Source organism: Moritella sp. 28, assembly GCF_018219435.1.
Taxonomy (GTDB): Bacteria; Pseudomonadota; Gammaproteobacteria; order Enterobacterales; family Moritellaceae; genus Moritella.
The window spans coordinates 856,739-883,394 of the sequence record NZ_CP056121.1; the positions used below are offsets into that span (position 1 = coordinate 856,739).

Below are 26,656 nucleotides of genomic sequence, written 5' to 3' on the forward strand. Positions count from 1 at the left end.
TGATTGAATTTTCTTTAATGTAAGTTGCTATGCCATTGAGTTAGCATTGTTTTATTACTTTTATTGTTGTGGGTATTTATTTTATGAATATATCAGGTATCGATCTTAATTTATTGATTTACTTCGATGTTTTGTTGCGTGAAAAAAACGTAACTCGTGCTGCAAGTATGCTTAATATTACCCAGCCAGCAATGAGTAATGGCTTGCGTCGATTACGTACTCTGCTTGACGATCCTGTTTTAGTGCGTACCTCTGGCGGTATGACTCCGACTGAAAAAGCACGTAAATTAGCCCCTGTGATCAGAAAATTATTGCTGGAACTAGAAGAAGCCTTACAAGAAGAAAAAGAGTTTGATCAAAATAGTCATCGGGTTTTTCGTATTATGGCCAGTGATTATGCCGAATCAACCTTGATCCCACGTTTACTGAGTAAGCTAAGTAAAGTGGCTCCCAATATGACCGTGGATATTATGACCCCCTCTGACGTGACCTTCCATGATGTCGAGGAAGGCAAGATTGATATGGCGATTAACCGGTTTGATGAATTACCGCAATCGTTTTATCAAAAAACCTTATGGCATGATTCATTTACTTGCATGATGAATGCGGATAATCCGATCGTAAATAAATTTAATTTGAATCACTATTTAGCATCAAAACATGTATGGGTATCTAAGACTGGTTTTGGCGTCGGTGTCGGGATGAATCCACATGATGTACAAAAGTTAGGTTGGGTAGATGAAGCACTTAATCGTTTAGGTAAGAAACGTGATATTACAGTATTCACGCGTAATTATAATGTTGCGATGCAACTGGCGTTGCAAGATGAGCTCATCGCGACATTACCGACTCAGGCTGCGCTCATTCATAAAAGTAACAGTAATTATACTTTACTTGAACCACCATTCCCGATCCCTAATATTGAATTGAAAATGATCTGGAGTCCGTTACTGCATCATGACGCTAGCCACATTTGGTTCCGCCAGCTGGTGCTTGAAGCGGCAACGGAACTGCGTGCTGATAATGAGTCGGCGCTGATAACGAATAGGCGCGATTAATATTGCTGGATCTCTAAGCTACTGATTACGTGATGGCCACTTGTTACTTGCTGGCTTAATTGGTACATCGCATTAGCAAGTTGGGAGATGCTTATCGGCTTTTGTTGCTTTAACAGGGTCATGGGAAAGAGGGATAATACGGCCAGTGGGTAATAAGCAATAGCTTCCATTAATCTAAACTCATCACGTTTACCGTGTAATAGGGTCGGTTGATAAAGATATAGGGCTGAGAGTGGTAACTGACGTAATAACAGCTCTGCCTCACCTTTAGTTTGTAAATAACTACTTGCAGACTTAGCATTGGCACCGATAGCGCTAATGACATGTAATTGTGCTTTAGTATTATTTGCTACCCAAGTGCCAAAGTTAACAATATAGTCTTTATCTACTTGCCTAAATGCGGCTAATGAACCCGCTTTTTTACGTGTTGTACCGAGGCAACAATAAGCACTGTCAATGTCCACATTAATAGACAAATCATTAAAATTAGCTAAATCGATAATGATTTCCGTCACTTTATTTTGATGCTCGAACGGTGTCGGTCGATAATGTACGACATAGATATTCTCAACCGCCATATCATTGAGTAACTGCTGCATTAATTGGCTGCCTGTTGCCCCTGTCGCGCCGACGATAATGACATTTTTCATGATAATTCCTTAATCTATAGTTCTACAACACTGCTAAGTAGGTTTATTACCGAGAATATAAAAGCGGGTAAACATTAGCGTTAATAGTTTTAAACTGAATAGCCAAAATACGTTTAGCGTTATCCCGCCAACTAACCCTGTTACTATTGCCGCTTGGCTTAATGGTATGCCTGGTGTGAAAAGCGATAAGGTATTTTCAGCTAATTTACTGTCGATGCGAGTAACAAAATAAGTGAGCTTATTTATATAACTACCTTCTGTAAGGGTCACCAAGTCGGTCGCTAATTCAGGTAATGATTGCTGTAATGTGAGCACTTGCTTACCAACTTGCTGAACAGCCGCTGAAGGGCTGGATTTAAAATCGGCAATGAGTGTATCGAGCTGACCATTAAAGTTGGTATCGGCAATTAATTGAAATTGTTGTAGCTGGTTTTGTTGGGCAAGGTAATAACCGGAAAGTTGCTGGCTGTATTGATCAATAAATTGCGGAAACTGCATAAATAACATGACGCCAATGGTAAATAATAAGCGTTGTAGTAAACCATGAATAAACGTCATATTGCGCGCGTCCTTTGCGATGATTAGACTCTGTTAATCTCTACAGAGTCGTGCTTACAAATTATAGCTATTTACCGTTATAACTCTGCGCCATATTGCGATTCCATCCACCCTTCTAAGATCACCATCGCTGACGCACTGTCAATGGCGCCTTTTTGCAGGGCTTTAAAACCACCTTCTTCAAACAAACGTGCTTTGGCATCTTTTGTCGTTAGACGTTCGTCATGCATTTCTGTTTTAACATTAAAACGGCCTGTTAAACGATTGGCAAATTTAATCGCACGTTTGGTGATGTCTTGCTCGGTACCATCCATGTTGAGAGGTTTACCTACGATCACAAGATCGGGCTGCCACTCTTTAATCTGTTGTTCAATTAAATCCCAGTCTGGGATGCCATCATTGGCTTTAAAAGCCACAAGTGGCCGCGCTGTTCCGGTGATTTCTTGACCAACAGCGATACCAATACTTTTTGTTCCGAAATCAAAACCAAGCAGGGTTCTTTTTCCGTTTTCTGCATTACTCATATTTTCCTCCGTAGGGCTCTTAATATTAAGAATGACCTACCTGACTCGATAATTGGCTGACGTCGATACCTATTTTTTGCACGGCCTGTTCCCAACGTTTATGCACAGGCACTTTAAATAAAATATTTTCGTCAGCGTTAATAGTTAACCAACTGTTGTCGGCAATTTCTTGTTCTAACTGCCCTTTCGTCCAGCCTGAATAGCCTAACGCAACAATATAATTTTCGGGTTGTTTTTTAGTGCCAAGTGTTGCTAATACATCTAATGATGAGGTGATCATTAATTCATCATTGATTTGTAAGCTCGAGCTAAAACCAGGATAGGCTGTATGCAATACAAAACCACGGTCTTCAGATACAGGACCCCCTTTAAATACCAGATCATCGATGACTGTTTTAGGCTCGGCAGGGGAGGCTGTCTCATCGTCTAGATCAGCTTCGACTGTTTGTGATAATAACTCGTCGACAGAAATATTGACGGGAAGGTTGATGATGATCCCCATCGCACCTTCGTTGTTATGTTCACAAATATAGATAACAGAGCGTTCGAAAATACCATCTTTCATGCTCGGCATCGCGATAAGGAAGTGATCTTGCAAAGAGTCCATAGGCCTATCTTTTATTGTTAGCTGTGAATGTTATTATGGCAGAAAATCATAGCTTAATTGGTTAAATTGATTATAAGCTATGATTTATTTTATTCTTCATTTACGCGTGGGCAGGTAAATTAATTTTTCTTTAAACGTGCTTCAATCGCATCCATCAACATACCTGTGATGCTTACGTCATAGGCTGCTTCGATTTCGCGGATACAAGTTGGGCTTGTTACATTGATTTCAGTAAGCTTGTCACCAATCACGTCTAGACCAACAAAAATTAAGCCTTTTTCTTTTAATTTAGGCCCTAATGTTTTGGCAATCTTCCAATCACTTTCTGATAATGGGCGTGCAACACCACGACCGCCAGCTGCGATATTACCGCGCGTTTCACCACTTGCTGGGATACGGGCTAGGCAATATGGTACCGGTTCGCCATCAATAACTAAGATACGTTTGTCGCCATCTTTAATATCAGGAATAAATTTTTGTGCCATGCAGTAACGTGTTTCATGTTCAGTCAGTGTTTCGATGATCACGCTGACGTTTTTATCTTGTTCGTTAAGACGGAAGATTGATGCGCCACCCATACCATCAAGCGGTTTTAAGATCACATCTTTGTGTTCTTTATGGAATGCACGTAATTTGTCTTTACGACGTGTTACTAATGTTGTTGGCGTGAATTCGCTAAACCATGCTGTGTATAGTTTTTCATTGGCATCACGTAGACTTTGCGGTTTGTTAACGATTAATGTGCCTTCGTCTTCAGCACGCTCAAGCATGTAAGTTGCGTAAACGAATTCAGTATCGAACGGAGGATCTTTACGCATTAATACCACATCAAGATCGGATAATAGGTGATTTGTTTCTTCACCTAACTCGTACCAATTAGCTGGATCTTGTTGTACTTTCAATGAACGGGACGCAGCATATGCACGGCCTTCAAGCATAAACAGATCTTGCATTTCCATGTAGAAAAGTTCGTAACCACGGTTTTGCGCTTCCATTAACATTGCAAAGCTAGAATCTTTTTTAATGTTGATGTCTGCAATTGGATCCATCACGATGCCAAGTTTAATTGTCATATTCTTTATCCTATCCTAAATCGCCAAAGCGGCATTGTAATGCGGTGATCGCCGTTAATGCTGCTGTTTCTGTTCGTAATACTCGAGGACCTAATAACGTTTCTTCAAAGTTAAATTGTTCTGTCATGCTAATTTCATCCGCAGATAAACCGCCTTCAGGACCAATTAACAAACGCACGCCATTTTTAGGCTCGGGTAAGGTATTAATGCTGTATTTTGCGCGTGGGTGCAGGTTCAATTTGAGTTCTGTTGTTTCTTCTGCCGCCCAGTCTTTTAACTGTTTTGGTGCTAGTACTTGCGGTACGTAATTACGGCCACTTTGTTCGCACGCAGAAATGACAATTTTTTGCCATTGCTGTATTTTTTTCTCTAAACGTTCACCAGAGAGTTTAACACCACAACGTTCACTAAAGAGTGGCGTGATAGTTGTTACACCCAACTCGACAGATTTTTGGATCGTGAAATCCATTTTATCACCGCGTGAGATCGCTTGACCAAGGTGGATCTTAAGTGGTGATTCACTGTTAATATCTTGGAATTCGTCAATCTGAACTGTCACTGATTTTTTCGTGGTTTGTTCAATTGTGGCTTGGTATTGGCCACCTTTACCGTTAAATAAAGTTAGCGTGTCACCTGTAGTCATACGTAACACACGACCAACGTGGCCTGCGCCGTCTGGTGATAATTCAAAGCTAGAACCCACGATTAGTTCGCCGGATTCGAAGATGCGAGGATGACGCATGCTGTGTACCTTTATTTAAATATGTAGTTAATAAAATGATTATACCCACTTTTTTAATTTGCTGATGAAATTTATCTGCTAAGAAATAAAAAAGTTGTTTGGTGCGGTAATAAGCCAAGGTGATCTTGGTCTCATTACTGGCATCGTCAGATTCATCCTAAGGTTAAAAATTGATCCTTTGTTCGTTTAAGCACGGTCGATGCATACTCATTATCTTGAAACGAATAAGTTATTGAAGCGTGCAAGTGACAGCTTTAAGGTCCTATATTGGCACTGTTACGGATAGTGTTTTACTATTTATTTTACTGTTTAGTTAAGGCATATGATGAATAAGACTCGGAACATACAATTAATAAATGAATTTCCATTGTTGGAATCGCTGATAAATCTTAAACCTCTGAGTTGGTTTAATCCCAAAGTGACGAGTTATGAAGAAGCCTTACCATATGTTGGCTTAACTGCTGTGGATGTACAGGACGCGAGTGAACGTCTACTGCGTTTTGCGCCTTTCTTTTGTCAGGCATTTCCTGAAACACAACAGAGTAACGGTATTATTGAATCACCGGTGCGGACGATTCCGGCGATGCAAGCGGCGCTGGGCAATTACTATCAGACATCATTACCAGGTCGGATGATGATCAAGTTAGACTCTCAATTACCGATATCGGGGTCAATTAAAGCGAGGGGTGGCATTTATGAGATTCTGCAACATGCCGAAAAACTGGCAATTTCAGCTGGTCTACTTCGTTTAGAAGATGACTATAGTAAAATTAATTCAGCACAATTTAAGGTATTTTTCAGCCAGTATAAAATTGCTGTTGGCTCAACCGGAAACTTAGGTTTATCTATTGGCATTATAGGTGCCAGTCTCGGGTTTCAGGTCAGTGTGCACATGTCTGCGGATGCGCGGCAGTGGAAAAAGGACCGCCTGCGAAGTCATGGCGTCAATGTGATTGAATATGAATCTGACTACAGTATAGCGGTCGAACGCGGACGTGAAGAAGCGTTACAAGATCCGTTCTGTCATTTTGTTGATGATGAAAACTCTACGTCGTTGTTCTTGGGTTATGCGGTTGCCGGAGAGCGGTTAAAGCAGCAGTTTATTGAGCAAAATATCATTGTTGATGCCGAGCATCCGCTCTTTGTTTATCTGCCTTGTGGTGTGGGTGGTGGCCCAGGCGGCGTTGCTTTTGGTCTTAAGCTGGCTTTTGGCGACAGTGTACATTGTATATTTGCCGAACCGACGCATTCGCCGTGTATGCTACTTGGTGTTTATACTGGACTGCATGACCAGATCTCGGTTCAAGATCTCGGTATTGATAATATCACGGCAGCTGACGGCCTTGCTGTTGGACGTGCTTCGGGTTTTATTGGTAAAGCAATGGAGCGGATGTTAGATGGCTATATTACGTTAACAGATGCTGACATGTATCAGTTACTAGGGATGCTCCATGATACTGAGCAGCTTAAGCTTGAACCTTCTGCGTTGGCTGGTATGCCGGGTATTATGCATGTGGTCACCAACTCTGATTATCTTGAGCGGATGCAACTTAGTGATAGTTTGGCGAATGCAACGCATTTGGTGTGGGCAACTGGCGGCGGAATGGTGCCAGAGCAGGAAATGACAGCCTACTTACAGCAATCTAAACATTGATTCTTCGCTTGCGCTACGGGAGGCTCGCTCGAATAACTGTACTGCGTTACAATATTTGAAAATGATATTTTAAAATGGAATACCATTATCTGCATATTGTGCCTTGTTTTGATATCCCAGCGAGTCTCTGATATAGCATTTTGAAGGAGTTTGGGTATTAAGTTATGGAATTAACATTCGGCAGTCATAAACAATTTAGCGGTAGCCAATTAGCTAATCTAGATACCTTTGTCAAAGCTGCGCAGTACGGTTCATTCACGCAAGCGGCTGAGGTGCTTTTTCTTACTCCCAGCGCGGTCAGTCATCGTATTGCCAAGCTGGAACAAGAACTCGGCTTTAAGCTGTTTCATCGTTTGCATAAACAGTTGAAATTGACGGGGGAGGGCGCGAGGTTATGCCGTAGTTGCGAGCGACTGTTTAACTCACTGGATGAAGAGTTAAATGATATTCGCAGCAATGAGTTATCAGGTCGTTTGACAATTTACGCCCGCCCTTCTATTTCACTGTGTTGGCTAGTGCCTCGGATACATGATTTTCATCGCCAATATCCGGCTATTCAGTTGGATATTCTTACCGGTAATGATGATATTAATTTTCATACTCAATTTATCGATGTGGCTCTTTATTATACATCAGGTCCCTTTCCTGGATTATCGAATATCGAATTGATGTCAGAGGAGGTTACGCCCGTCTGTTCTCCTGCTTATGCCGAGTTACACGACCTTATTGATAAGCCAGAAAATATTCGCAACTGCAGCTTATTACATGATTGCAAGGCATGGCCACAAGCTGCTTACAATGCGGAATGGTTAGAATGGACTGAACGTCATCAGATACCTGAAGTGAATTATAATCGCGGTTTGAGTTTTGACCGTTCAGATCTGGCGATGGTTGCTGCTATTAATCATGCTGGGCTGGCAATCGGGCGTAAACGACTGGTAGATAAACATTTACGTAGTGGTGAATTAATTGCACCCTTTCCGGCACTAATTAGTCCTGCAACATATCAATATCATGCCGTATATAGCGCAAATATTACACCTAACCCGAGAGTGAAGGTGTTATTAGACTGGTTACTGCAGCAGGCTGAGCAGTAACCGATTTTTGTAATATGACCAATAGACAGAAGTGGTATCAATGCTGTTATTAGCGGAGAGTAACACCCTTATTTAAGTCGATAAGTTTACTCAACACCTTGTCACCATCCATACGAATACCATTGTGCTCGAACTCTGAGGTTAACCAGTATTTAAGGTGGTTCACGCGGGCGACCGTTTCCAGACTGTATTGCATGTCGACATACATATCTTCGCTATAAATTGCAGCCGCAACCGGTACTTGGTTGTTTTTAAGTACCTCTAGATCGTAAAGATCTGACCAATCCTCTTTTTCAGCTAACTGTTGCGCCGCTTCTTGCAATGGTTTCAAGTTATTAAATTGCTCGAACATCCACGGATAAATCATTTCACCAGTGAATAAGAAGGGCTGGCCTGCTTGATAATTAAATTCAGCATAGTCTGCACGAACGCGATGGGCAGCCCAGTTTGATGCTTGTTGCTGGCAATAGATAGACTCATGCAGTAAGGCAAAAATTGGGTTGGTATTGTAATCAAGGAACTGACAGAACTGTGCTAAAAATAAAGGATTAACTTGGGTGCCTTTTTGCGTAGTGATAAGCGCTTGTTCAAGTAGGTAATAAACCGCTTCAGGGCCTTCTTCCATACCTAGGTTAACGCCAAGTAGTTGTAGCATTTCAACTGTTAGCTTTTCACCTGTCGCAAGGTAAGTATCGTGCTCGGTAATGTGTGTTGCTAATGCAGCTACAAGGTCTTGCGCATCGCTAAAGCGTGTAAAGAAGTCGTTATTTTTCGCCTGTACGCGTTTATAGGTGGCTTGATACACCTCATCGGCAGGGCGTGTCAGTGATGGTAATCCACCAGTGATGAAAGCTTGTGTTAATCCTTCTGGCGCAGCGGTTAAATAACGTAATACACAGAAGCCACCAAAACTTTGGCCGATGATGCTCCAAGTATTAAACGGTGATAATTGTGCTCGGATTGCTTCGGCATCACGGACAATATTATCTGCACGTAAATGACTTAGGTAGTCCGCTTGTTCACTGGCAGTTAAGTGATTAAGACTTACCGAACTGATTGGTGAAGATAGCCCTGTGCCACGCTGATCGAGTAATAATACGCGGTATTCTTGTAATGCGCGCTTGATCCAGCCGCCATTTGCCATCGGACGTACCGCACCAAACCCTGGACCACCTTGAAAATAGACCAAATAGGGCAGGTCTTGATCTTGTTTATCTGGAGCAACAAGTTCACGTACAAATACGTCAATTGTGTCACCGTCAGGCTTGTTGTAATCAAGTGGCAAGGTGAATGTATGCTTTTGTGCAACTAAGCCGCTTAATGTGAGATCAATTTTCATGGCAGTCCTTTGTTCGCAATAAGGTAATGATATAGGGTATTGTAACCTTAAATTAGCGTTATGCATTAGCAGCGACATGTCGTTTATGTACTTTGTAGCGTATTTGGGCGATGAGTAGCATTGAAAACGAAACAATCGCAAGGATTTCTAATCCTGAAAATTGTGCGATGCCTAATGCCGTTAAAAATGTCATACAAAGTACAGGAATAGATGGCATGAATTGCGCTGTGACAGCCGCTCCTAATTTTTTTATAGCGACTTGCATTAGAAATAATGGAATAACACTACCTGTGATAGCTGCTCCGGATAGCATTAACCATTCGTTGCTGTTAAGTATTAATGTATTGGGTTGCAGTAAAGCATAGCCCCCACAAATTAAGATCACGAGGTAAAATCGCACCGATAAAATTTGCGAGGGTGTTAATCCTGTTTTTCGATGAAAGTATTCTGAACGGAGCATGTATAGTGCTGCAGAAAAGCATGATATTAACGCATAACTAATACCTTGAGTGTTCGCTATCATTGTTTGATCTGATATGTAGCCAGCGATAAAAATGGCACTTAAGCAGGATACTAAATTAAAGGTATAACTGGATTTATTATTTGCAAATAATCGCCACTGTAATGCGTTATTAAAAAATGGCAGACAGCCAAAAAAGATAATGCCATAAACTAAAGGAGAAACATAAGTCATCCCAACAAATGCGAGTAAGGTATTTGCCAATGTAGTGAGGTTTATCTGTAACAGGGTTAGTCGTTGTTGAAAGCTTGCCATTATAATTTGTCGGAAACTATTGATATTTAACAGGATGAATATTAATGCTGTGAGGCTAAAGGTAATAAATGTCGAGGTTACAGGGTTGACAGTTTTAACTGCTTCGGCCATTAAAATAGATGACACAGATGAGATAATACAAAATATTATTATTTCTTTATATTTAAATAAAGCGTGATGACTCAAATTATATTTCTCAAAACTTTGGAACATATCCCTTCTCCAATAAACGATGACAGCTTAATACCACTTAATTGATACTTCTTGACCTAGCCTTCATCTTATATTAAAAAATAGAGAGTTAATGATGTTAAATTCATTATTATCAAGTGGATAACACTGATGAAATATGATTTAAGTATGCGAGCAGTTATTTATTGATACAGTGAAGGGGAGTAAGAACCATGGATGAAGATTATAAAATAAGTGCTAATTTTGCAGATATGGATGTAGATGTCATACACGGATTTATTTCAGAGTCATATTGGGCGAAAGGAATTCCGATGGCCACGTTGCAGCGTTCGCTAGAAAACTCATTATGCTTTGGTGTGTTTACCCAAAGTGGTGAACAAGTGGGGTTTGCGCGGATGATCACAGATAAAGCAACCTTTGCCTATTTATCTGACGTGTTTGTACTCGAGTCGCATCAAGGTAAAGGATTAAGTAAATTACTCATGGCGACTATATTAGAACACCCTGATTTACAGGGACTCAGACGCATGGTGTTAGCCACCAGTGACGCCCATGGTTTATATCAAAAATTTGGTTTTACAGCGCTAGCTGCGCCAGAGGTTTACATGGAACTGCATACGCCGTATTTGTATGAATAAAATTGTTAGCTCTGAATAAAATAGCCTCAGTCCTGTAGTCGAGGCTAATATTATTTATTTGCGATTACTTCAGTGCGAGTAATGCGCCAAAACTCACAAGCCCAATCCCACATACTTGATTCAATCGTTTTCTAACACGTAATAATCGTGTCTGTAATGCCGCTGAAGTAAATAATATCGCGACGATGGCAAACCATATTCCATGTAGGGCAATCATATAAAAACCGTAGATGAAGGCGTAGGTATTGTCATTTGAGTCTGGTGAGATGACTTGGCTAAACACACTTAAGAAAAACAACATTGTTTTAGGGTTTAAGACATTACACAGAAAGCCTTGAGCTAGATATTGCCAATTTTTATTTTTACGTTGTTCTGCCGAAGTGGTATTTAATGGACTGTTTGCCGAGTAAATACCTTTGATACCAAGGTAGATTAAATAACCTGCACCTGCGTAGCGGATCATGTTATATAGAAATTCATTCTGTGAGATTAAATAGCTAATACCAAACATTGAATAACTGATGTGCACGCAGATTGCGAGGCTAAGACCTAGCGCGGTAAAAATACCGGCTTTACGCCCATCATTAATACTGGTTTTTAACACTAAAACAAAGTCAGCCCCCGGACTGATAACGATTAATATGCCTAATATAGCCAGGCTAAATATTTCCATAACGATTCCATTTATGATTCATAATTATTGATAGGTGTTCATTGTAGCTGAATTACAGCTTCGCTATAATCGAATAGATTTCAATTTATATGTGAGAAAAAATCACCAATGAGGCATTTAAAAGCATTCCATGTTTTTCATGTGGCAGCAGCGCTCGAAAGTTATAGTAAAGCTGCTAACAAGCTGTGTATTACCCATGGTGCGGTGAGTAAGCAGATTAAAACATTAGAAACGCACTTAGCGATAAATCTGTTTTATCGTGAAGGGCGAAATGTGAAATTAACGCCTGCTGGTAAACTATTATCTGGATATACAGAGCAAGCATTTAATGCCTTGGAAGCGGGTGTTCAGCATGTTACTCAAGTTACGCATACACACTTAGAGGTATCGTGTGAGCCAACATTAACAATGCGTTGGTTAATGCCTCGTTTGAGTGATTTTTATCAAGAGAATGTCGATGCCGATGTACGATTATCAACAGCTGGTGGTCCTGTGATACTCGGCAGTAATGGTTTGTCGTTGGCGATACGACGAGATGACTTTCCACTATTGCATGACTACCAACAGACCCCCTTAGTTGAAGAGTGGGTTGGCCCTGTCTTTTCTCCTGAATATTGGCAACAGGTACAGAATGACGCTGGTAAGATTAAATTATTACATAGCCAGACTCGGCCGCAGGCTTGGGATAATTGGTTACAAGGTAGCGCTGTATCATCTCTTAAAGTACAAAGTCTGAAGGTGAAAAGCGAACAAACATTCGCACATTTCTATTTCTGTTTACAAGCGGTGGTTGATAACTTAGGGGCGGCAATAGGCTCATACCCCTTAGTCATGGATGATTTGCAACGTGGTAATTTAGTCGCGCCGTTTGGCTTTAAACGTTCAGGTCATTACTATATGTTATTAAGCCAAGGTGACACTTTATTAGAACAAGGCAATACTCTGTTAGGGAAAGATGGCCAGTCTGATGTTTTACAGCGAAACTTCATTGATTGGTTACAACTGAATCTTGCTGCCTGTGTGCCAAATCAATAAATCAGGTTACCAAATACCACGTTCTAAACAGGCTGATTTAACAACGCGATTTTCATTACCTTGCAAGCTCTCAATAAGTTGCGTACGTTGACATTCAGTGGCTGTAACAGGGTATTGCTTATCCCATGCTTGCAGTTCACGTTTTTGTCTACCTATGTTGTAGACTGGATAAGCGGCTTCCATATATAAGTAAGCGCGGGCAATCTGGCCTTTGGCATAATCAGGCGGCTGTACCGTTTTATTTTTTATTTTGATTGGGCAGCTGCCGAATTGATTCTTTTCCGTTGTTACTTGTGAAGCAAAATTGTAATTACTGCGTAGTGCATTAACAGCGCCAATCGCGGGATACAAGTTGTACATATCCGCCTGCATATAACGGTAAGCTATATTTACTTTTTCGGCGCAGCGACGACCCTTAAAGCTCTTACCTTTACTATTCACACACGCACTATTACCTTCTAGCCATTCACTGAAATTACGGCCAAAGTTCTCCGCTGGGACGACGTGTTCCCATTCAATTTTTGCCTGGCGTTTCACATGTTTTTGTGATGTAAAACCATTATGGTCGGTGATCTTCTTTTTGCTATTGAAATCAGCCTGGCAATAGATCGTCAGTCTAGGTACATCGGTATATACCTGCCGTTCAAGCATTTTTTTGGCTTTACTAAAGGATTGATTTGTTTGATTTCCATCGTTCGAAGCATTAGAAAAAGAAGGGAATAATAAGGTGGTTGATATAACTATAGTACCGAATTGTTTTAACATTACAGACTGCTCCAATGTAATAATTCAGCATTGTAGCACAACTTAGAATAGACGATAGAATAGTAAAATAATCTTAATTAACGGAGTGTTGACTATGAATAATATTGTTAGAGGTGAGTGTAATATAAAGAAGTTTGACTGTTGAACTAGAGAGGGGGTTTAGATATAAAAAAGAGCAGAAGATAGCAACTGCTCTCTAGGCATCTAAGTGGTTATTCTGCGCGAGAAGCGGCGTAACGTACTGCGATATCTGAATCCGTAAGCATTTTTTCTTTTAACACACCGGACTTTGCCATGAAAATACGTTGAGAGATAGATAAAGCACTCAGATCAAGAGTTCGGGCGATTTGTTCCGCTTGATTTTTGTTACGCTTTAAAACTGCAGCTATCAGTTTTTCCATTTCATAATCGGTAGATCTTGCAGTATCTAACGTTTGAGTCATAACCTAGTTCCCTATCACAATGGTATGTATTGAGTTATTTTATCTGATGAATTTAGATAAATACACCTATATACGTTAATTTTTTAGATAATTATCAAACAAGTTGTCACATCTACAGTTTTAAGTTAATCCATTGTTATTAAATGTTTTATGATTAAACTTTGTTTGCAAGAACGACAAATATATTTGACGCTATCACGGACTATCTTATTATGGCGACGAATTGTTAATAAGTGTTCTGTACAGTGACAAGCATAGGTAAAAGTTTTGCCTTTCACAGTTGAAACATCATATTGGTGCGTAGTTTTGGCTGCGAGATCAAATATTTGATTCATGATTTGTTGCCATTCTTTACCGTGGGGTTTAGTGCGCCCATAAATTTGATAAACCAATAGGTGTGCAACTTCATGTGGCACTGTGTGTGCGATGAAATGCTGTTGGTTTTCTTGTAACAAGATAGAGTTAAAACGTAATTCATTAATTTGTAATCGAGCGCTACCTGCTGCTTTACCACGTTGTTTGAAATTAATGCTTGGTCGGGGGAATGTTTTATTTAACTTTAACTCAGCTTGTTGATAGCAGGTTTCTATTTTATCTAAAACTAATTGTTCTACGGTATGTGAGCTGACATTTTGTTGCAGGAGTAAATCATTAAGCATAGTATTATCTACAAAATCATTTATAAAAAAGGCGCTCTGGTTATGTTACCAAAAGCGCCTCTTTATAATCAACCGTTAGCTAAAAACTAATGTTGACTAAAGACCTGCTGCATCACGTAGGATTTCAGCTTTGTCTGTTGCTTCCCAAGAGAATTCTCTACGACCGAAGTGACCATAAGCAGCTGTATTTTGATAAATAGGGCGCTTAAGATCTAACATTTCGATTAAACCGTGTGGACGTAATTCGAAATGTTCACGAACAAGTTTAACAAGTAGTTCTTCGCTTACTTTACCTGTACCGAATGTTTCAACAGAGATTGACGTTGGTTCTGCAACACCGATCGCGTAAGAAACTTGTATTTCACAACGGTCAGCAAGACCTGCTGCTACGATATTTTTAGCTACATAACGTGCTGCGTATGCTGCACTACGGTCAACTTTTGATGGATCTTTACCAGAGAATGCACCACCACCGTGACGCGCCATACCGCCGTATGTATCAACGATGATTTTACGGCCTGTTAAACCACAGTCACCTACTGGACCACCGATAACGAAACGACCAGTTGGGTTAATGAAGAATTTAGTTTCTTTAGTTAACCATTGCTCGGGTAGTACTGGCTTGATGATTGTTTCCATCACAGCTTCTACTAAATCTGCTTGTTTGATATCTTCAGAGTGTTGAGTTGAAAGCACAACTGCATCGATACCAACAATTTTGCCATCATCATAAGCAAATGTGATTTGGCTTTTTGCATCTGGGCGTAACCAAGGAAGCGTACCACTTTTACGTACTTCAGCTTGGCGTTTAACCAGCTTGTGTGAATACGTAATCGGAGCTGGCATTAATTCTTCAGTTTCATTGTTTGCATAACCAAACATTAAACCTTGGTCACCAGCGCCTTGCTCTAGTGGATCATCACGGTCAACACCTTGGTTGATGTCTGGAGATTGTTTACCAATTGTGTTTAATACGGCACAAGAGTCGGCGTCAAAACCCATTTCTGAGTTGATGTAACCGATTTCACGTACTGTTTTACGGGTGATTTCTTCGATATCAACCCAAGCGTCAGTCGTTACTTCACCACCAACCATAACCATACCTGTTTTAACATAAGTCTCGCAGGCTACGCGTGCTTTTGGGTCTTGAGCGATGATTGCATCAAGTACAGCATCGGAGATTTGGTCTGCAATTTTATCAGGGTGACCTTCTGATACTGACTCAGAGGTAAACAAGTGTTTAGCCATAGTTTTAATTCTCTCTTAATTTAAACACAACCGACGTAATGTACGTTCATATGTGTAGAAGTTTTAACATCTAGACGGCTATTCTAAACTAGTTTGCCTGTATTAAGATAGTCCTTGGATCATATTAATTTTGCAAATATGTTTAAAAGTACTATTTAAAGAGAATTTTTGTATATATATGTAATAAATAGTCAATATGAAGTAGCATAGGACGAAAGTATTAAAAGTATGAAGTGACGGGATTTTTTCAATGAGAGAAATTATTCGATCACTATCATTAAATGTAACTACCACTCTTGCCATTGGGAATAATAAAGTGTCATTGAAAAAATCATTAGTTATCACTGCCGGGTTACTGGCTAGCTTTAGCAGTTCAGCATCAAACATCTCACTTGCCTTCAATAACGATAATATTATTTTGGGCTATGATCTTGAAATGAAAGAAGCGCTAAAGCTAAAAGGTGACTTCCTACAGACTATCGACAATGGTTATACCGCAGATACGGGCCTTTATGCATTTCAAGATGTTGGTTCAACATTCTTTGAACTTGGCGCGAAAGCCGTAAGAATGGATAACGATAATGGTGATGGTTATGCATTAGCATTTGGCGGTTTAGGTGGCTTACGTTTAACTCAAGAGTTTAGTGTAGAAGCTAAATTCCATTTCAGCCCTGAAATCCTTGCATTTGGTGACACTGAAAATTACACGCAGTGGGTCTTTCGTGCTAACTACGAGTTAATGCCAACAGCAAGTCTCTTTGCTGAGTATAATCATACAACGGTTGAGTATAAAAATATGCCGGAAGAACGTCTAACAAGTGACTTTCTATTTGGTTTGAAATGGATATTCTAAGCCGTTAGAGGCTTTGTAAATATCACGAAAAAAGCACCTAGTAGGGTGCTTTTTTGTTTCTAGCTAAAATATGGCATTAAGTTGTAGTAGGGCGTGTTGTTGTTATCTCGTTATCTTCTACAGTGGGTTCTTTAGGTAACGATAGTTTTAATAATTCGGCATAAAGAGGCTTACCACCAAGAGCTTGTGCGACAAGCGTAGCGCCAAGACAAGTGATGAGTAAAGGCAGAATCAATTCATAGCTATCCGTCATTTCAACCACTAATACAATACCTGTCACTGGCGCTCTCACTGTCGCGGCAAATAATGCGCCCATCCCAGCTATTGCGTATACCGTTGGTTCTGCTACGAAGCTGGGAAATAGCTCGGCTGCAATAACGCCATAAGCAAGACCAAATAAAGTGCCTAGCGTTAACATCGGGGTAAATACACCACCAGGTGCGCCCGAAGCAAAACAAGCGATAGTACCGAATAGGCGGATAACAAATAAGCCGACTAAAATAGCCCAAGTACTTGGTTCTTGAATCATCCTAACCATTAAATCTCTGCCGTTACCAGCCATGTCAGGTTCGAATGATTGTAATAGGGCGAACAGGCTACCAAAGAATACACCGGTAAGAATAATACGGTGCATTTTATTATTCTGTTTACGTTTTAATAATTTTGTACTGTTTATAATCCAACGGTTGAAGTACACGCCAATAACACCAAAAATGGATCCTAATAAAAGAAATAGCCAAAGTGATGTAAGCGGTGGCACATCAAAATGCATGACAGGCATAACGGCTTCTTGACCATGAAAAGCACGCATGACAATAGTGGCAACAGCTGCTGCGAGAGTCACACATTTTATCGATGTCATATTGTAGCGAAAGTGTGGACGCATTTCTTCGATAACAAATAAAATTCCGGCAAGTGGTGCATTAAATGCGGCTGCTAGTCCAGCCGCGGCACCTGCAGCAACAAGGATATGAGTAGCGTTGGTATAACGCTTTGCTGTATCTGCAAACATACGCCCAATCGTGCCACCGATTTGAATCGATGGACCTGCACGACCAAAAATCATACCTGAGCCAATAGCTAATGTACCTGCGATAAATTTAACCGGCAATAAGCGACGCCAGCGAATGCCATACATACCATCAAGCGCACCTTCGATATGGGTAATACCACTGCCTGATGCTTCGGGGGCGAAGCGTAATGTGAGCCAAAATGAAAAACCAACCATGGCGCCACTGAGTATCATGATTAACAATATATTGAGGCTTGGTGGCAATGCTAAAGGATTAAATATTTGTAATCGCTGGGCGTCAGTCCATAGTACTGCTGCTTCAAATAATGCAATGATTAAGCCTGTCATCCCGCCTACAAGTGCAGATATAATAGGTAGCACAATGTAGTCGTGTTTGGCAGAAAGTAATTTTGGGCTTGTACGGTGTTTACGCAGTGCAGTTTTAAAAAATTTTAAATTAGGTGATTTTGCCATTCTCATGTGCCGTCTGATACTGTGAAAAGAGTGCAAATAAGCTCGTGTCGAGTAATAACCATTAGCAATACATAACGGCATAAGTTGCGTTATTTATGATCATTGTCTGATCGTTTTATGCTAAGTTCGTTGTGGAGAATGAATGCAGAAACAGTATAACGAATAAACAGCTCCGATAGTATTTCTTTTTAGTTAGGTATCATAAAAATAATTCCGATTAAAAATTATTATTTATGTACAAGGCTCACATTCTTGTGAATAAAACTACAGTGTAAAATTCATTTGAGTGTTAACATGCTTTCATTCGAAGGTGACTGGGGTTTGTCTAGAACGTTAATACCCCGACCTGAACCTAAAATTCGATAAATCTAAATAAACTAAAAAAACTTGTTATACATAAGATAATTTTATGACAATATAACAGCTTAAAAGTATTTTAAATTAATCTCAGCAGGAGCAAACTATGCCATCTCGTCAAGAGCTAGCGAACGCGATTCGTGCCCTAAGTATGGACGCAGTTCAACAAGCAAATTCAGGCCATCCAGGCGCACCAATGGGCATGGCAGATATTGCCGAAGTATTATGGCGTAAGAACCTTAACCACAACCCAGCAAATCCAAACTGGGTTGACCGTGATCGATTTATTCTTTCAAACGGTCATGGCTCAATGCTTATTTACTCACTGCTACACCTAACAGGCTATGCATTACCAATTGAAGAATTGAAAAACTTCCGTCAATTACATTCAAAAACACCTGGTCACCCAGAATACGGTTACGCGCCTGGCATTGAGACGACAACTGGTCCACTAGGCCAAGGTATTACTAACGCTGTTGGTATGGCAATTGCTGAAAAAACATTAGCAGCGCAGTTCAACAAACCAGAACATGAAATTGTTGATCACTTCACTTATTCTTTCTTAGGCGATGGCTGTCTAATGGAAGGTATCTCACATGAAGCATGTTCACTTGCTGGCACATTAGGGCTAGGTAAACTAGTTGCGTTCTGGGATGACAATGGTATTTCAATTGACGGTGAAGTTGATGGCTGGTTCACTGACGATACAGTGAAACGTTTTGAAGCTTATGGCTGGCATGTTATTTCTGTTGATGGTCATAACAGTGATGAAATCCAAGCGGCAATCGAAGCATCTAAAGCTGAAACATCACGTCCAAGCCTTATCTGTTGTAAAACAGTGATCGGTTTCGGTTCACCAAACAAAGAAGGTACGCATGACTGTCATGGTGCTCCTCTAGGTGACGCAGAAATTATTGCTACACGTGAAAAATTAGGTTGGAAACACCCTGCATTCGAAATTCCTGCAGATATCTATTCTGAATGGGATGCTAATGAAGCTGGCGCACAAGCTGAAGCTGAATGGAATGAAAAATTTGCTGCATATGAAGCTGCATACCCTGAACTAGCTGCAGAATACGCACGTCGTACTTCTGGCGAGTTACCAGCTGATTGGGAAGCTAAAACGTCTGACTACATCAAACAGCTACAAGCTGATTCTGCAAAAGTAGCAACACGTAAAGCATCACAAAACTGTATTGAAGAATTCGGCGCAATGTTACCTGAGTTACTTGGTGGTTCTGCTGATTTAGCGCCATCTAACTTAACGATGTGGTCAGGTACTAAAGCAATCACTGCAGATGATGCGTCAGGTAACTACCTGCATTACGGTGTACGTGAGTTCGGTATGACGGCAATCATTAATGGTATGTCTTTACACGGTGGCTTCACGGCTTACGGTGCTACATTCTTAATGTTCATGGAATATGCGCGTAATGCAATGCGTATGGCTGCATTGATGAAAGTGCAAAACATCCAAGTTTACACACATGATTCAATTGGCTTAGGTGAAGATGGTCCAACTCACCAACCAGTAGAACAAGTTGCAAGCTTACGTATGACGCCTAATATGAGCGCATGGCGTCCATGTGATTCTGTTGAATCAGCAGTTGCTTGGAAACACGCAATTGAACGTAAAGATGGTCCTACAGCATTAATCTTCAGTCGCCAAGGTCTAACACCTATGCCGCGTACTGATGCACAGTTAGCTAACGTTGCTAAAGGTGGTTACACGCTAGTAGATTGTGATGGTAAACCAGAACTTATTCTTATCTCTACAGGTTCTGAAGTTGAACTTTGTACTAAAGCGGCTGCAGAACTTACTGCAAAAGGTCGTAAGGTACGTGTTGTATCTATGCCTGCTACAGACGTATTTGATAAGCAAGATGCTGCATACCGTGAATCTGTTCTACCGTCTGACGTTGTTAAACGTGTTGCTGTTGAAGCGGGTATCGCTGACTTCTGGCACAAATACACTGGTTTTAACGGTACTATTATCGGTATGACTACATTCGGTGAATCAGCACCTGCTGAGCAACTGTTTGAAATGTTCGGTTTTACTGTTGCAAACGTAGTTGCAGCTGCAGAAGCACTTTAATTTAAATACCGTGTGCAGCTGGCACACTACTTTTAATTAGAGTAACGAAAAAAGAGCGCTTAGGTGCTCTTTTTTATTTGTTGTGATTGGGACTAAATTATAGACACAAAAAAACCAGCATGACGCTGGTTTTTCACTATTCCGTATCGGTTTGCGAACTAGGCAACCTGTACTGGAATATCGCTACTTGTACGAACGATGTCATTAACTTGATCAAGATAAACAAGCGAAGGTTTGTGTTGTTTCGCTTCTTCATTGTCCATACGTACGTATGCACAGATAATGATGCGATCACCGACAGCTGCTTTACGTGCTGCTGCGCCGTTCACTGAAATGATTTTCGAACCGCGTTCACCAGCGATAGCGTAAGTCGAAAAGCGCTCACCATTATCAATGTTATAGATATCGATTGCTTCATACTCTAGGATCCCTGACGCATCAAGCATATCTTGATCGATTGCGCATGAACCTTCGTAGTTTAATTCTGCATGTGTTACACGCGCTTGGTGTAATTTACCTTTTAGCATTGTGGTTTGCATTGTTCTAAAACCCATTCCATTAATAGTTTATGAATATACCCAAGGTGTCGATTGTTCATCTTGGAGTCACTTAGGTATACATATATACCGTACAAAATATGTACCGGCGTCCATAGTAGCGTATTTGTTTAATTAGCGCAATTGTACTAGTTGTTAGGTAAAATTGCGCTAATCGTTAGCGTAATTTAATCACTTTATTATCGATTAAACGTGCCTTTCCTAAGAATGCAGCCATTAAAACAACGGCTTGCTGACTGTTTGTAGTGAGACTAGCTAAAGTATCGGCATCAACTATATCAATCGCGTCGGTCTTAAAACCAGCTGCATTAAGCTGTGCGGTGGCTTGCGTGACTAATGCTTTGTTTGCTTGTTCATCAACAGAAACTTGATCTGCAATTGTCTGCATTACATCGGCTAAGAGTGGTGCAACAATACGTTCTTCAGCAGTTAACAGACCATTACGAGAGCTCATCGCCAAGCCTGACTCTTCACGTACAGTCGGTACGCCAACAATTTGAATCGGCATTGCAAGATCGTCGACCATATGACGAATTAACGCTAATTGTTGGAAATCTTTTTCACCAAATAAAGCCACATCAGGTTGTACTAAATTAAATAGTTTAGCCACTATCGTCGATACACCGTTGAAATGACCCGGACGATGCGCGCCTTCAAGTACTTCAGAAATACCTGGTACTTGAATGAACGTTTGTGATGCTAAGCCGTGTGGGTATATGAGTTCAGGTGTCGGCGTAAATACTAAATCGGTATCAACACTTTGTAATGCGCGGCAATCTTGGTCTAATGTACGAGGATAAGCGGCTAAATCGGCAGCTTGGTTAAACTGCATTGGATTAACAAATATACTGACTACAACACGGTCTGCGTATTTTTGCGCTTCTTTAACAAGGGCTAAATGACCATCATGTAAGTTACCCATAGTCGGCACAAATGCGGTGGATAGACCAAGACGACGCCAAGCGATAACCTGCTCTTTAAGAACATCAATATTTGCAATAATATCCATATATTAATTACCTAATAAAATTGGTAGGGAATGTTGAAAAAGGGGGCGTGCAAATCTTAACTATTTGCTTATAGCCCCTTTATCAATTTAAGAGTTCATGTGAATTATGAGAACATGTGCTCATCGGCAGGAAAAGTCTGTGCGGCAACTTCGTCGATATAAGCGATGATCGCGTTACGCATATCGCCTGTTTCAGCTAAAAAGTTCTTTGAAAATTTAGGTACAAAGCCTTTCGAAATACCGAATGCATCATGCATTACTAAGATTTGACCATCTGTATCGCGACCCGCGCCAATACCAATGACAGGGATAGTTAAGGCTTCAGAAATACGTTTTGCTAACGGTGCAGGGATACACTCTACAACTAATAGTTGGATGCCTGCAGCTTGTAATGAAAGTGCATGTTCGACCATTTCATCCGCTTTATCTTGTGCTCGGCCTTGTACTTTAAAACCGCCAAAAACGTGGACTGATTGTGGTGTTAAGCCAAGATGACCGCACACAGGGATTCCACGTTCTGTCAGTGCCGCAACACTCTCAACTAACCATTCACCACCTTCAACTTTAACCATGTTTGCACCCGCTTGCATGAGGGCTGTCGCATTGGTCAAGGTCTGTTCTTTGGTGGCATAACTCATAAATGGCATATCTGCGATAACCAGTGAGTTGGTCGCGCCTGCACGTACACAGCGGGTATGATAAGCAATATCTGTAACAGTAACAGGTAGCGTATCATTGTGGCCTTGCAGTACCATGCCCATCGAATCGCCAACTAATAATACTGGCACTCCGGCTTCGTCAAATAATGCAGAAAAACTCGCATCATAAGCGGTGATACTGGCAAACTTTTGTCCTGCTTGTTTCATTTTAAGCAGTTTAGATACGGTAACTTTACTCATTATAAATCCTTCTTCACATTACTCTATGTTTTGATAAATAGCTAAGTCATTACGCGGACAGGCCTTAAGTAAGTCTGACAATACCTGACCACAAGGTAATTGTAATTGTGGTGCTATTTCTGCTAATGGGTAGAGTACAAATTCACGCTCTTTCATGCCGTAATGCGGCACGGTTAAACGGGGTGTACTCATGATGTAATCACCGTATAGTAAGATATCTAAATCGAGGGTTCTTGCTCCCCAATGTTCTTTACGTACACGGCCTTGCTCATTTTCAATCTGCTGTAGCGCATCAAGTAATTCAATTGGCGCTAAACGGGTGTCGACACAGGCAACCGCATTAATATAATCAGGTTGTTCTTGTGGTCCCATTGGCTTACTTGCATACAGGGATGATACCGAAATAAAACGACTTTCCGTTAGTGCTTCTAGCGTTGTTATCGCTTCTTTGGCTTGCGCTACTGGATCGGAAAGATTACTGCCGATCGCGATATAACAGCGGGTATAGTCTTGCTTGTTAATATCATGTTTTTTTAGAGTTGACATACTATTAAGCATCACTGTCGCTCACAGGTTTTTTCTTTTTAGCGCGACGAGGACGTGTTTTTTTACCAACTGGTGCATTTAATTCTTTAATTAAGTTCTGACGGCCAGTGGCATTCGCAGTTTGGTAATCGCGCCACCATTGAGTTACTTCGACTAAGTCGCCACCTTGGATTTCTGCGCGCATTTCTAAGAAATCAAAACCTGCACGGAATTTTAAGTGTTCGAAGGCTTTTTCTGCACGTTTGCCTTGGCGGCGTGGTAAACGGCCTTGTAAATGCCAAATATCACGGATTGTTGAAGTAAAGCGACGTGGAATTGCAATACTCTTAATTTGGGAATCCAGCGCGTCATTCATTGCTAATAACAAAGCATCGCTGTAGTTAAGACCACTGTCAATAACGCGTTCTTCAGCCATCGCTTCCAGTGGATACCATAACATTGCGGCATATAAATAAGCGGGCGTTACACGCTTACCAGCATTAATGCGACGGTCTGTATTCTCTAACGCAATTTGGATGAATTTATCACAGTTACTTGAACCGTCTTCGTTTTGATATTTGCTAACCAGCGGGAACAATGGTTGGAATAAGCCATGCTCTTTCATTAATTTATAAGTTGTTAAACCCTGACCATTTAAGAATAGTTTTAATGTTTCTTCAAATAAACGGGCTGCGGGAATACTTTGTAGTAAGTTCGCCATGCGTTTAATTGGTTCCGCTGCATCTGGGCTGATCTGCATATCTAGTTTTGCGGAAAAACGCACTGCACGTAACATACGTACTGGATCTTCACGGTAACGAGTCTCTGGATCACCAATTAAACGTAGTTGTTTACTTTGTAAATCGGCAAGGCCGCCAGCAAAGTCATAAACAGCACGGTCGGCAATGTTGTAGTAAAGTGCATTAACGGTAAAGTCACGACGTTCAGCATCTTCACTGATGGTGCCGTAGACGTTATCACGTAACAACATGCCACCATCAGACTGCTTTGATGTTTGTTGATTTTGTTCTTTTTCTTTTTCTTCTACGTGATGACCACGGAAGGTTGCAACTTCGATCATGTCACGGCCAAATAAGATGTGGGCAAGACGAAAGCGACGGCCAACTAAACGGCAGTTATGGAATAATTTTTTGATTTGTTCTGGCTCGGCATTGGTCGCGATATCAAAATCTTTTGGCTCTTGACCAATAAAAATATCACGCACACCACCACCGACAAGGTAAGCTTGATAGCCCGACTTGTGTAAACGATAGAGTACTTTTAGGGCGTTTTCACTAATTAAGTTATGGTTTATAGGGTGTTGACCCTTCTCCAGTTTCAGTTCATTTAATCCCAAATGCTGTACATCTTGTTGTACTACTGGCACAACAGCCGTATTAGAATGAGTATCTTCAGGTGTTTTTTTACTCTGTGCATCACGATCTTTGCGTGTCTTTGACGCTGTTTCAGAGGCCGCTTCTTTCACATCTGATGTTTGATCTATCTGTTTTCTGCTTAGTATATTTTTACAGAATTTAGTGATTTGAGTGAAAATGGTACACCTCGAATTAATAGTAAAATAGGTTGAATTATTTATGCCGCCATATAATAGCGCTGCATTGATAAAATGACAAAGATTGTTGACGAAATTTAGTATTAATCTTGCCTTATTGGCTTAATACGATTGATTTCTGTCTGGGTAGGTTTTTGACGGACCAATGTTCTGCACCCCATTGTAATAGGTGGGGTACAGATAGATCTTGAAGCTCGTTACACACGGGTAGCGCTAAGAATCGGAATGCATCAATTAAGAGGGCTTTAGCCTGACTGATATCTAAGCCGGGCGCATGATTCTGTTTACTCAATTTAGAGCCATCGGCATTACTGACTAAAGGCAAATGTAAATATGATGGTGCTGGCTGGGAAAATTGTTCAAACAGGTATAATTGTCGCCCTGTTGGTTCAATTAAATCAGCGCCGCGCACCACTTGGGTTATACCTTGGTAAATATCATCCACGACCACGGCAAGATTATAAGCAAAAAAGCCATCTTTACGATGAATAATAAAGTCTTCTGCAGCGAGTGCTTTCTCGATATCTATTTTACCATGTAACTCATCCATAAAATGATTAACTGGCACTGTTGTCGTTACCCGCAAGGCGGCATTATCTGCAGTAAGCTGTTTGTGCTTACAGTGTCCTTGATAAAAGGCCCCTTGTGCTTGGATCTGTTTGCGGGTGCAATGACAGTAGTAAGTTAAACCTTGCTGGTTAAGCTGGGCAATGGCTTCTTGATAAGCAGAAGTGCGCTGGCTTTGATAGATAACATCACCATCCCAATGTAAACCAAAGGCATCGAGTGTTGTTAAGATATTCGCTGCTGCCCCTGTAATTTCTCTAGGGGGATCGAGATCTTCAATGCGTACTAACCAAGTACCTTGGTTAGATTTTGCTTGTAAATAGCTGCCAACAGCAGCGATCAGGGAACCAAAATGTAATGGTCCTGAAGGTGAGGGCGCAAAGCGTCCTACATAGCTATTAGACATAAATAGGGTTCTTTAAATAAAAAAGGCTACAAATAGAAAGAGGGCTAATAAGCCCTCAATAAAATAATGTCAGTTGAAAACTGATTAGCCAACCATTTGCTTTTCTTTAATTTCAGCAAGCGTTTTGCAGTCAATACATTGGTCTGCAGTTGGTCGTGCTTCTAAACGACGGATACCAATTTCGATACCACAAGTGTCGCAAAAACCGAATTCATCATTTTCAATTAATTGAAGTGTTTTTTCGATTTTTTTGATCAGTTTACGTTCACGATCACGTGCTCGAAGTTCTAAGCTAAATTCTTCTTCCTGGGCTGCTCGATCTACAGGATCTGGGAAGTTTGACGCTTCATCCTTCATATGAACCACTGTGCGATCAACTTCTTCACGTAGTTCATTTCGCCAAGCACTTAAAATGTTTTTAAAGTGTTCGCGTTGCTTCTCGCCCATGTATTCTTCACCAGGCTGTTCTTGGTAAGCTTCAACACCTGCGATGGCTAAAACACCGAGTAATTTTTTCGCTTCAGGCATGCTATCTCTCCTAGTCCGCATTACGCCATAATATTACAGAGCACTGCTAAGCAATATTTATGGGCGGTATA

28 protein-coding genes are annotated in these 26,656 nt (G+C 40.8%); 7 read left to right on the forward strand and 21 right to left on the reverse strand.

Annotated features, from left to right (window positions below; genetic code table 11):
- The first annotated feature begins 83 nt into the window (after window positions 1-83).
- Window positions 84-1,058, forward strand: a complete 975-nt coding sequence (locus HWV02_RS03925; protein WP_211678544.1) for a LysR family transcriptional regulator — start codon at window positions 84-86, stop codon at window positions 1,056-1,058.
- Here HWV02_RS03925 and HWV02_RS03930 read toward each other — a convergent pair.
- The 6 genes from HWV02_RS03930 to rsmE form a co-directional block, all read right to left on the reverse strand.
- A complete protein-coding gene (locus tag HWV02_RS03930) occupies window positions 1,055-1,708 on the reverse strand; it encodes a short chain dehydrogenase (RefSeq protein WP_211678545.1) in 654 nt (217 codons plus the stop codon). The two genes, HWV02_RS03925 and HWV02_RS03930, sit on opposite strands and share 4 nt — an antisense overlap.
- 33 nt (window positions 1,709-1,741) lie before the next feature.
- Window positions 1,742-2,266: a DUF2937 family protein gene (locus tag HWV02_RS03935; RefSeq protein WP_211678546.1), complete on the reverse strand. Its 525-nt coding sequence runs from the start codon at window positions 2,264-2,266 to the stop codon at window positions 1,742-1,744.
- Window positions 2,267-2,343: 77 nt separating this feature from the next.
- Entirely contained in the window at window positions 2,344-2,790 is a 447-nt protein-coding gene (gene ruvX, locus HWV02_RS03940; RefSeq protein WP_211678547.1) for a Holliday junction resolvase RuvX, read from the reverse strand.
- A gap of 25 nt (window positions 2,791-2,815) precedes the next feature.
- Complete coding sequence (locus HWV02_RS03945; protein WP_211678548.1) at window positions 2,816-3,397, reverse strand: YqgE/AlgH family protein; 582 nt, start codon at window positions 3,395-3,397, stop codon at window positions 2,816-2,818.
- Window positions 3,398-3,516: 119 nt separating this feature from the next.
- Window positions 3,517-4,470 carry a glutathione synthase gene (gene gshB, locus HWV02_RS03950; protein WP_211689754.1) on the reverse strand — a complete coding sequence of 318 codons (954 nt, stop codon included), beginning with the start codon at window positions 4,468-4,470 and terminating at the stop codon, window positions 3,517-3,519.
- 10 nt (window positions 4,471-4,480) lie between these two features.
- Entirely contained in the window at window positions 4,481-5,212 is a 732-nt protein-coding gene (gene rsmE, locus HWV02_RS03955; RefSeq protein WP_211674165.1) for a 16S rRNA (uracil(1498)-N(3))-methyltransferase, read from the reverse strand.
- Window positions 5,213-5,537: 325 nt separating this feature from the next.
- Here rsmE and dsdA point away from each other — a divergent pair, with 325 nt between their 5' ends.
- Together dsdA and dsdC are read left to right on the forward strand one after the other, a co-directional pair.
- The gene (gene dsdA / locus HWV02_RS03960; RefSeq protein ID WP_211690527.1) at window positions 5,538-6,866 is read left to right on the forward strand and encodes a D-serine ammonia-lyase; all 1,329 of its coding nucleotides are present in this window, start codon (window positions 5,538-5,540) and stop codon (window positions 6,864-6,866) included.
- 164 nt (window positions 6,867-7,030) lie between these two features.
- Window positions 7,031-7,963, forward strand: a complete 933-nt coding sequence (gene dsdC / locus HWV02_RS03965; RefSeq protein ID WP_211689755.1) for a DNA-binding transcriptional regulator DsdC — start codon at window positions 7,031-7,033, stop codon at window positions 7,961-7,963.
- A 49-nt stretch (window positions 7,964-8,012) separates the two neighbouring features.
- Here the strand turns inward: dsdC and HWV02_RS03970 are convergent, their stop codons facing one another.
- Window positions 8,013-9,302, reverse strand: coding sequence for an alpha/beta fold hydrolase (locus HWV02_RS03970; RefSeq protein ID WP_211689756.1), 1,290 nt, complete (start codon window positions 9,300-9,302; stop codon window positions 8,013-8,015).
- Between the two features lie 58 nt (window positions 9,303-9,360).
- Window positions 9,361-10,290, reverse strand: a complete 930-nt coding sequence (locus HWV02_RS03975) for a DMT family transporter (protein WP_211689757.1) — start codon at window positions 10,288-10,290, stop codon at window positions 9,361-9,363.
- A gap of 191 nt (window positions 10,291-10,481) precedes the next feature.
- Between HWV02_RS03975 and HWV02_RS03980 the strand changes: the two genes are divergently transcribed.
- Complete coding sequence (locus HWV02_RS03980; protein WP_211689758.1) at window positions 10,482-10,907, forward strand: GNAT family N-acetyltransferase; 426 nt, start codon at window positions 10,482-10,484, stop codon at window positions 10,905-10,907.
- A 64-nt stretch (window positions 10,908-10,971) separates the two neighbouring features.
- On the opposite strand, the gene HWV02_RS03985 is transcribed toward HWV02_RS03980, so the two are convergent.
- On the reverse strand, window positions 10,972-11,580 hold the full coding sequence (locus tag HWV02_RS03985) for a LysE family translocator (RefSeq protein WP_211689759.1): 609 nt from the start codon (window positions 11,578-11,580) through the stop codon (window positions 10,972-10,974).
- Between the two features lie 108 nt (window positions 11,581-11,688).
- On the opposite strand from HWV02_RS03985, the gene HWV02_RS03990 reads away from it, so the two are divergent.
- Window positions 11,689-12,615 (forward strand): LysR family transcriptional regulator, encoded by a 927-nt coding sequence (locus tag HWV02_RS03990; protein ID WP_211689760.1) that lies wholly within the window; start codon window positions 11,689-11,691, stop codon window positions 12,613-12,615.
- Between the two features lie 6 nt (window positions 12,616-12,621).
- Here the strand turns inward: HWV02_RS03990 and HWV02_RS03995 are convergent, their stop codons facing one another.
- The 4 genes from HWV02_RS03995 to metK all read right to left on the reverse strand — a co-directional run bounded on the left by HWV02_RS03995 (window position 12,622) and on the right by metK (window position 15,730).
- A complete protein-coding gene (locus tag HWV02_RS03995; protein ID WP_211689761.1) occupies window positions 12,622-13,380 on the reverse strand; it encodes an endonuclease I family protein in 759 nt (252 codons plus the stop codon).
- Between the two features lie 212 nt (window positions 13,381-13,592).
- Entirely contained in the window at window positions 13,593-13,823 is a 231-nt protein-coding gene (locus HWV02_RS04000; protein ID WP_211689762.1) for a hypothetical protein, read from the reverse strand.
- A 125-nt stretch (window positions 13,824-13,948) separates the two neighbouring features.
- Window positions 13,949-14,482 (reverse strand): SprT family zinc-dependent metalloprotease, encoded by a 534-nt coding sequence (locus tag HWV02_RS04005; RefSeq protein ID WP_211678559.1) that lies wholly within the window; start codon window positions 14,480-14,482, stop codon window positions 13,949-13,951.
- A gap of 96 nt (window positions 14,483-14,578) precedes the next feature.
- On the reverse strand, window positions 14,579-15,730 hold the full coding sequence (metK, locus tag HWV02_RS04010; RefSeq protein ID WP_211678560.1) for a methionine adenosyltransferase: 1,152 nt from the start codon (window positions 15,728-15,730) through the stop codon (window positions 14,579-14,581).
- 250 nt (window positions 15,731-15,980) lie between these two features.
- Between metK and HWV02_RS04015 the strand changes: the two genes are divergently transcribed.
- Window positions 15,981-16,583, forward strand: coding sequence for a YfaZ family outer membrane protein (locus tag HWV02_RS04015; RefSeq protein WP_249185436.1), 603 nt, complete (start codon window positions 15,981-15,983; stop codon window positions 16,581-16,583).
- A 76-nt stretch (window positions 16,584-16,659) separates the two neighbouring features.
- On the opposite strand, the gene clcA is transcribed toward HWV02_RS04015, so the two are convergent.
- On the reverse strand, window positions 16,660-18,069 hold the full coding sequence (gene clcA, locus HWV02_RS04020; protein WP_211689763.1) for a H(+)/Cl(-) exchange transporter ClcA: 1,410 nt from the start codon (window positions 18,067-18,069) through the stop codon (window positions 16,660-16,662).
- Between the two features lie 463 nt (window positions 18,070-18,532).
- Between clcA and tkt the strand changes: the two genes are divergently transcribed.
- Complete coding sequence (gene tkt, locus HWV02_RS04025) at window positions 18,533-20,521, forward strand: transketolase (RefSeq protein ID WP_045111598.1); 1,989 nt, start codon at window positions 18,533-18,535, stop codon at window positions 20,519-20,521.
- Window positions 20,522-20,679: 158 nt separating this feature from the next.
- Here tkt and panD read toward each other — a convergent pair whose 3' ends face one another.
- From panD to dksA, 7 genes are all read right to left on the reverse strand, one after another.
- Window positions 20,680-21,060, reverse strand: coding sequence for an aspartate 1-decarboxylase (gene panD, locus HWV02_RS04030; protein ID WP_045111597.1), 381 nt, complete (start codon window positions 21,058-21,060; stop codon window positions 20,680-20,682).
- A gap of 175 nt (window positions 21,061-21,235) precedes the next feature.
- Entirely contained in the window at window positions 21,236-22,087 is an 852-nt protein-coding gene (gene panC / locus HWV02_RS04035; RefSeq protein ID WP_211689764.1) for a pantoate--beta-alanine ligase, read from the reverse strand.
- Between the two features lie 104 nt (window positions 22,088-22,191).
- Window positions 22,192-22,986, reverse strand: a complete 795-nt coding sequence (panB, locus tag HWV02_RS04040; protein WP_211689765.1) for a 3-methyl-2-oxobutanoate hydroxymethyltransferase — start codon at window positions 22,984-22,986, stop codon at window positions 22,192-22,194.
- Window positions 22,987-23,004: 18 nt separating this feature from the next.
- A complete protein-coding gene (gene folK / locus HWV02_RS04045) occupies window positions 23,005-23,532 on the reverse strand; it encodes a 2-amino-4-hydroxy-6-hydroxymethyldihydropteridine diphosphokinase (RefSeq protein ID WP_370629418.1) in 528 nt (175 codons plus the stop codon).
- 4 nt (window positions 23,533-23,536) lie between these two features.
- Window positions 23,537-24,997 (reverse strand): polynucleotide adenylyltransferase PcnB, encoded by a 1,461-nt coding sequence (gene pcnB, locus HWV02_RS04050; RefSeq protein WP_211689767.1) that lies wholly within the window; start codon window positions 24,995-24,997, stop codon window positions 23,537-23,539.
- Between the two features lie 181 nt (window positions 24,998-25,178).
- Window positions 25,179-26,057, reverse strand: a complete 879-nt coding sequence (gene gluQRS / locus HWV02_RS04055; protein WP_211689768.1) for a tRNA glutamyl-Q(34) synthetase GluQRS — start codon at window positions 26,055-26,057, stop codon at window positions 25,179-25,181.
- A gap of 84 nt (window positions 26,058-26,141) precedes the next feature.
- Window positions 26,142-26,585, reverse strand: a complete 444-nt coding sequence (gene dksA, locus HWV02_RS04060; protein ID WP_211678566.1) for an RNA polymerase-binding protein DksA — start codon at window positions 26,583-26,585, stop codon at window positions 26,142-26,144.
- Between the last annotated feature and the right edge of the window lie 71 nt (window positions 26,586-26,656).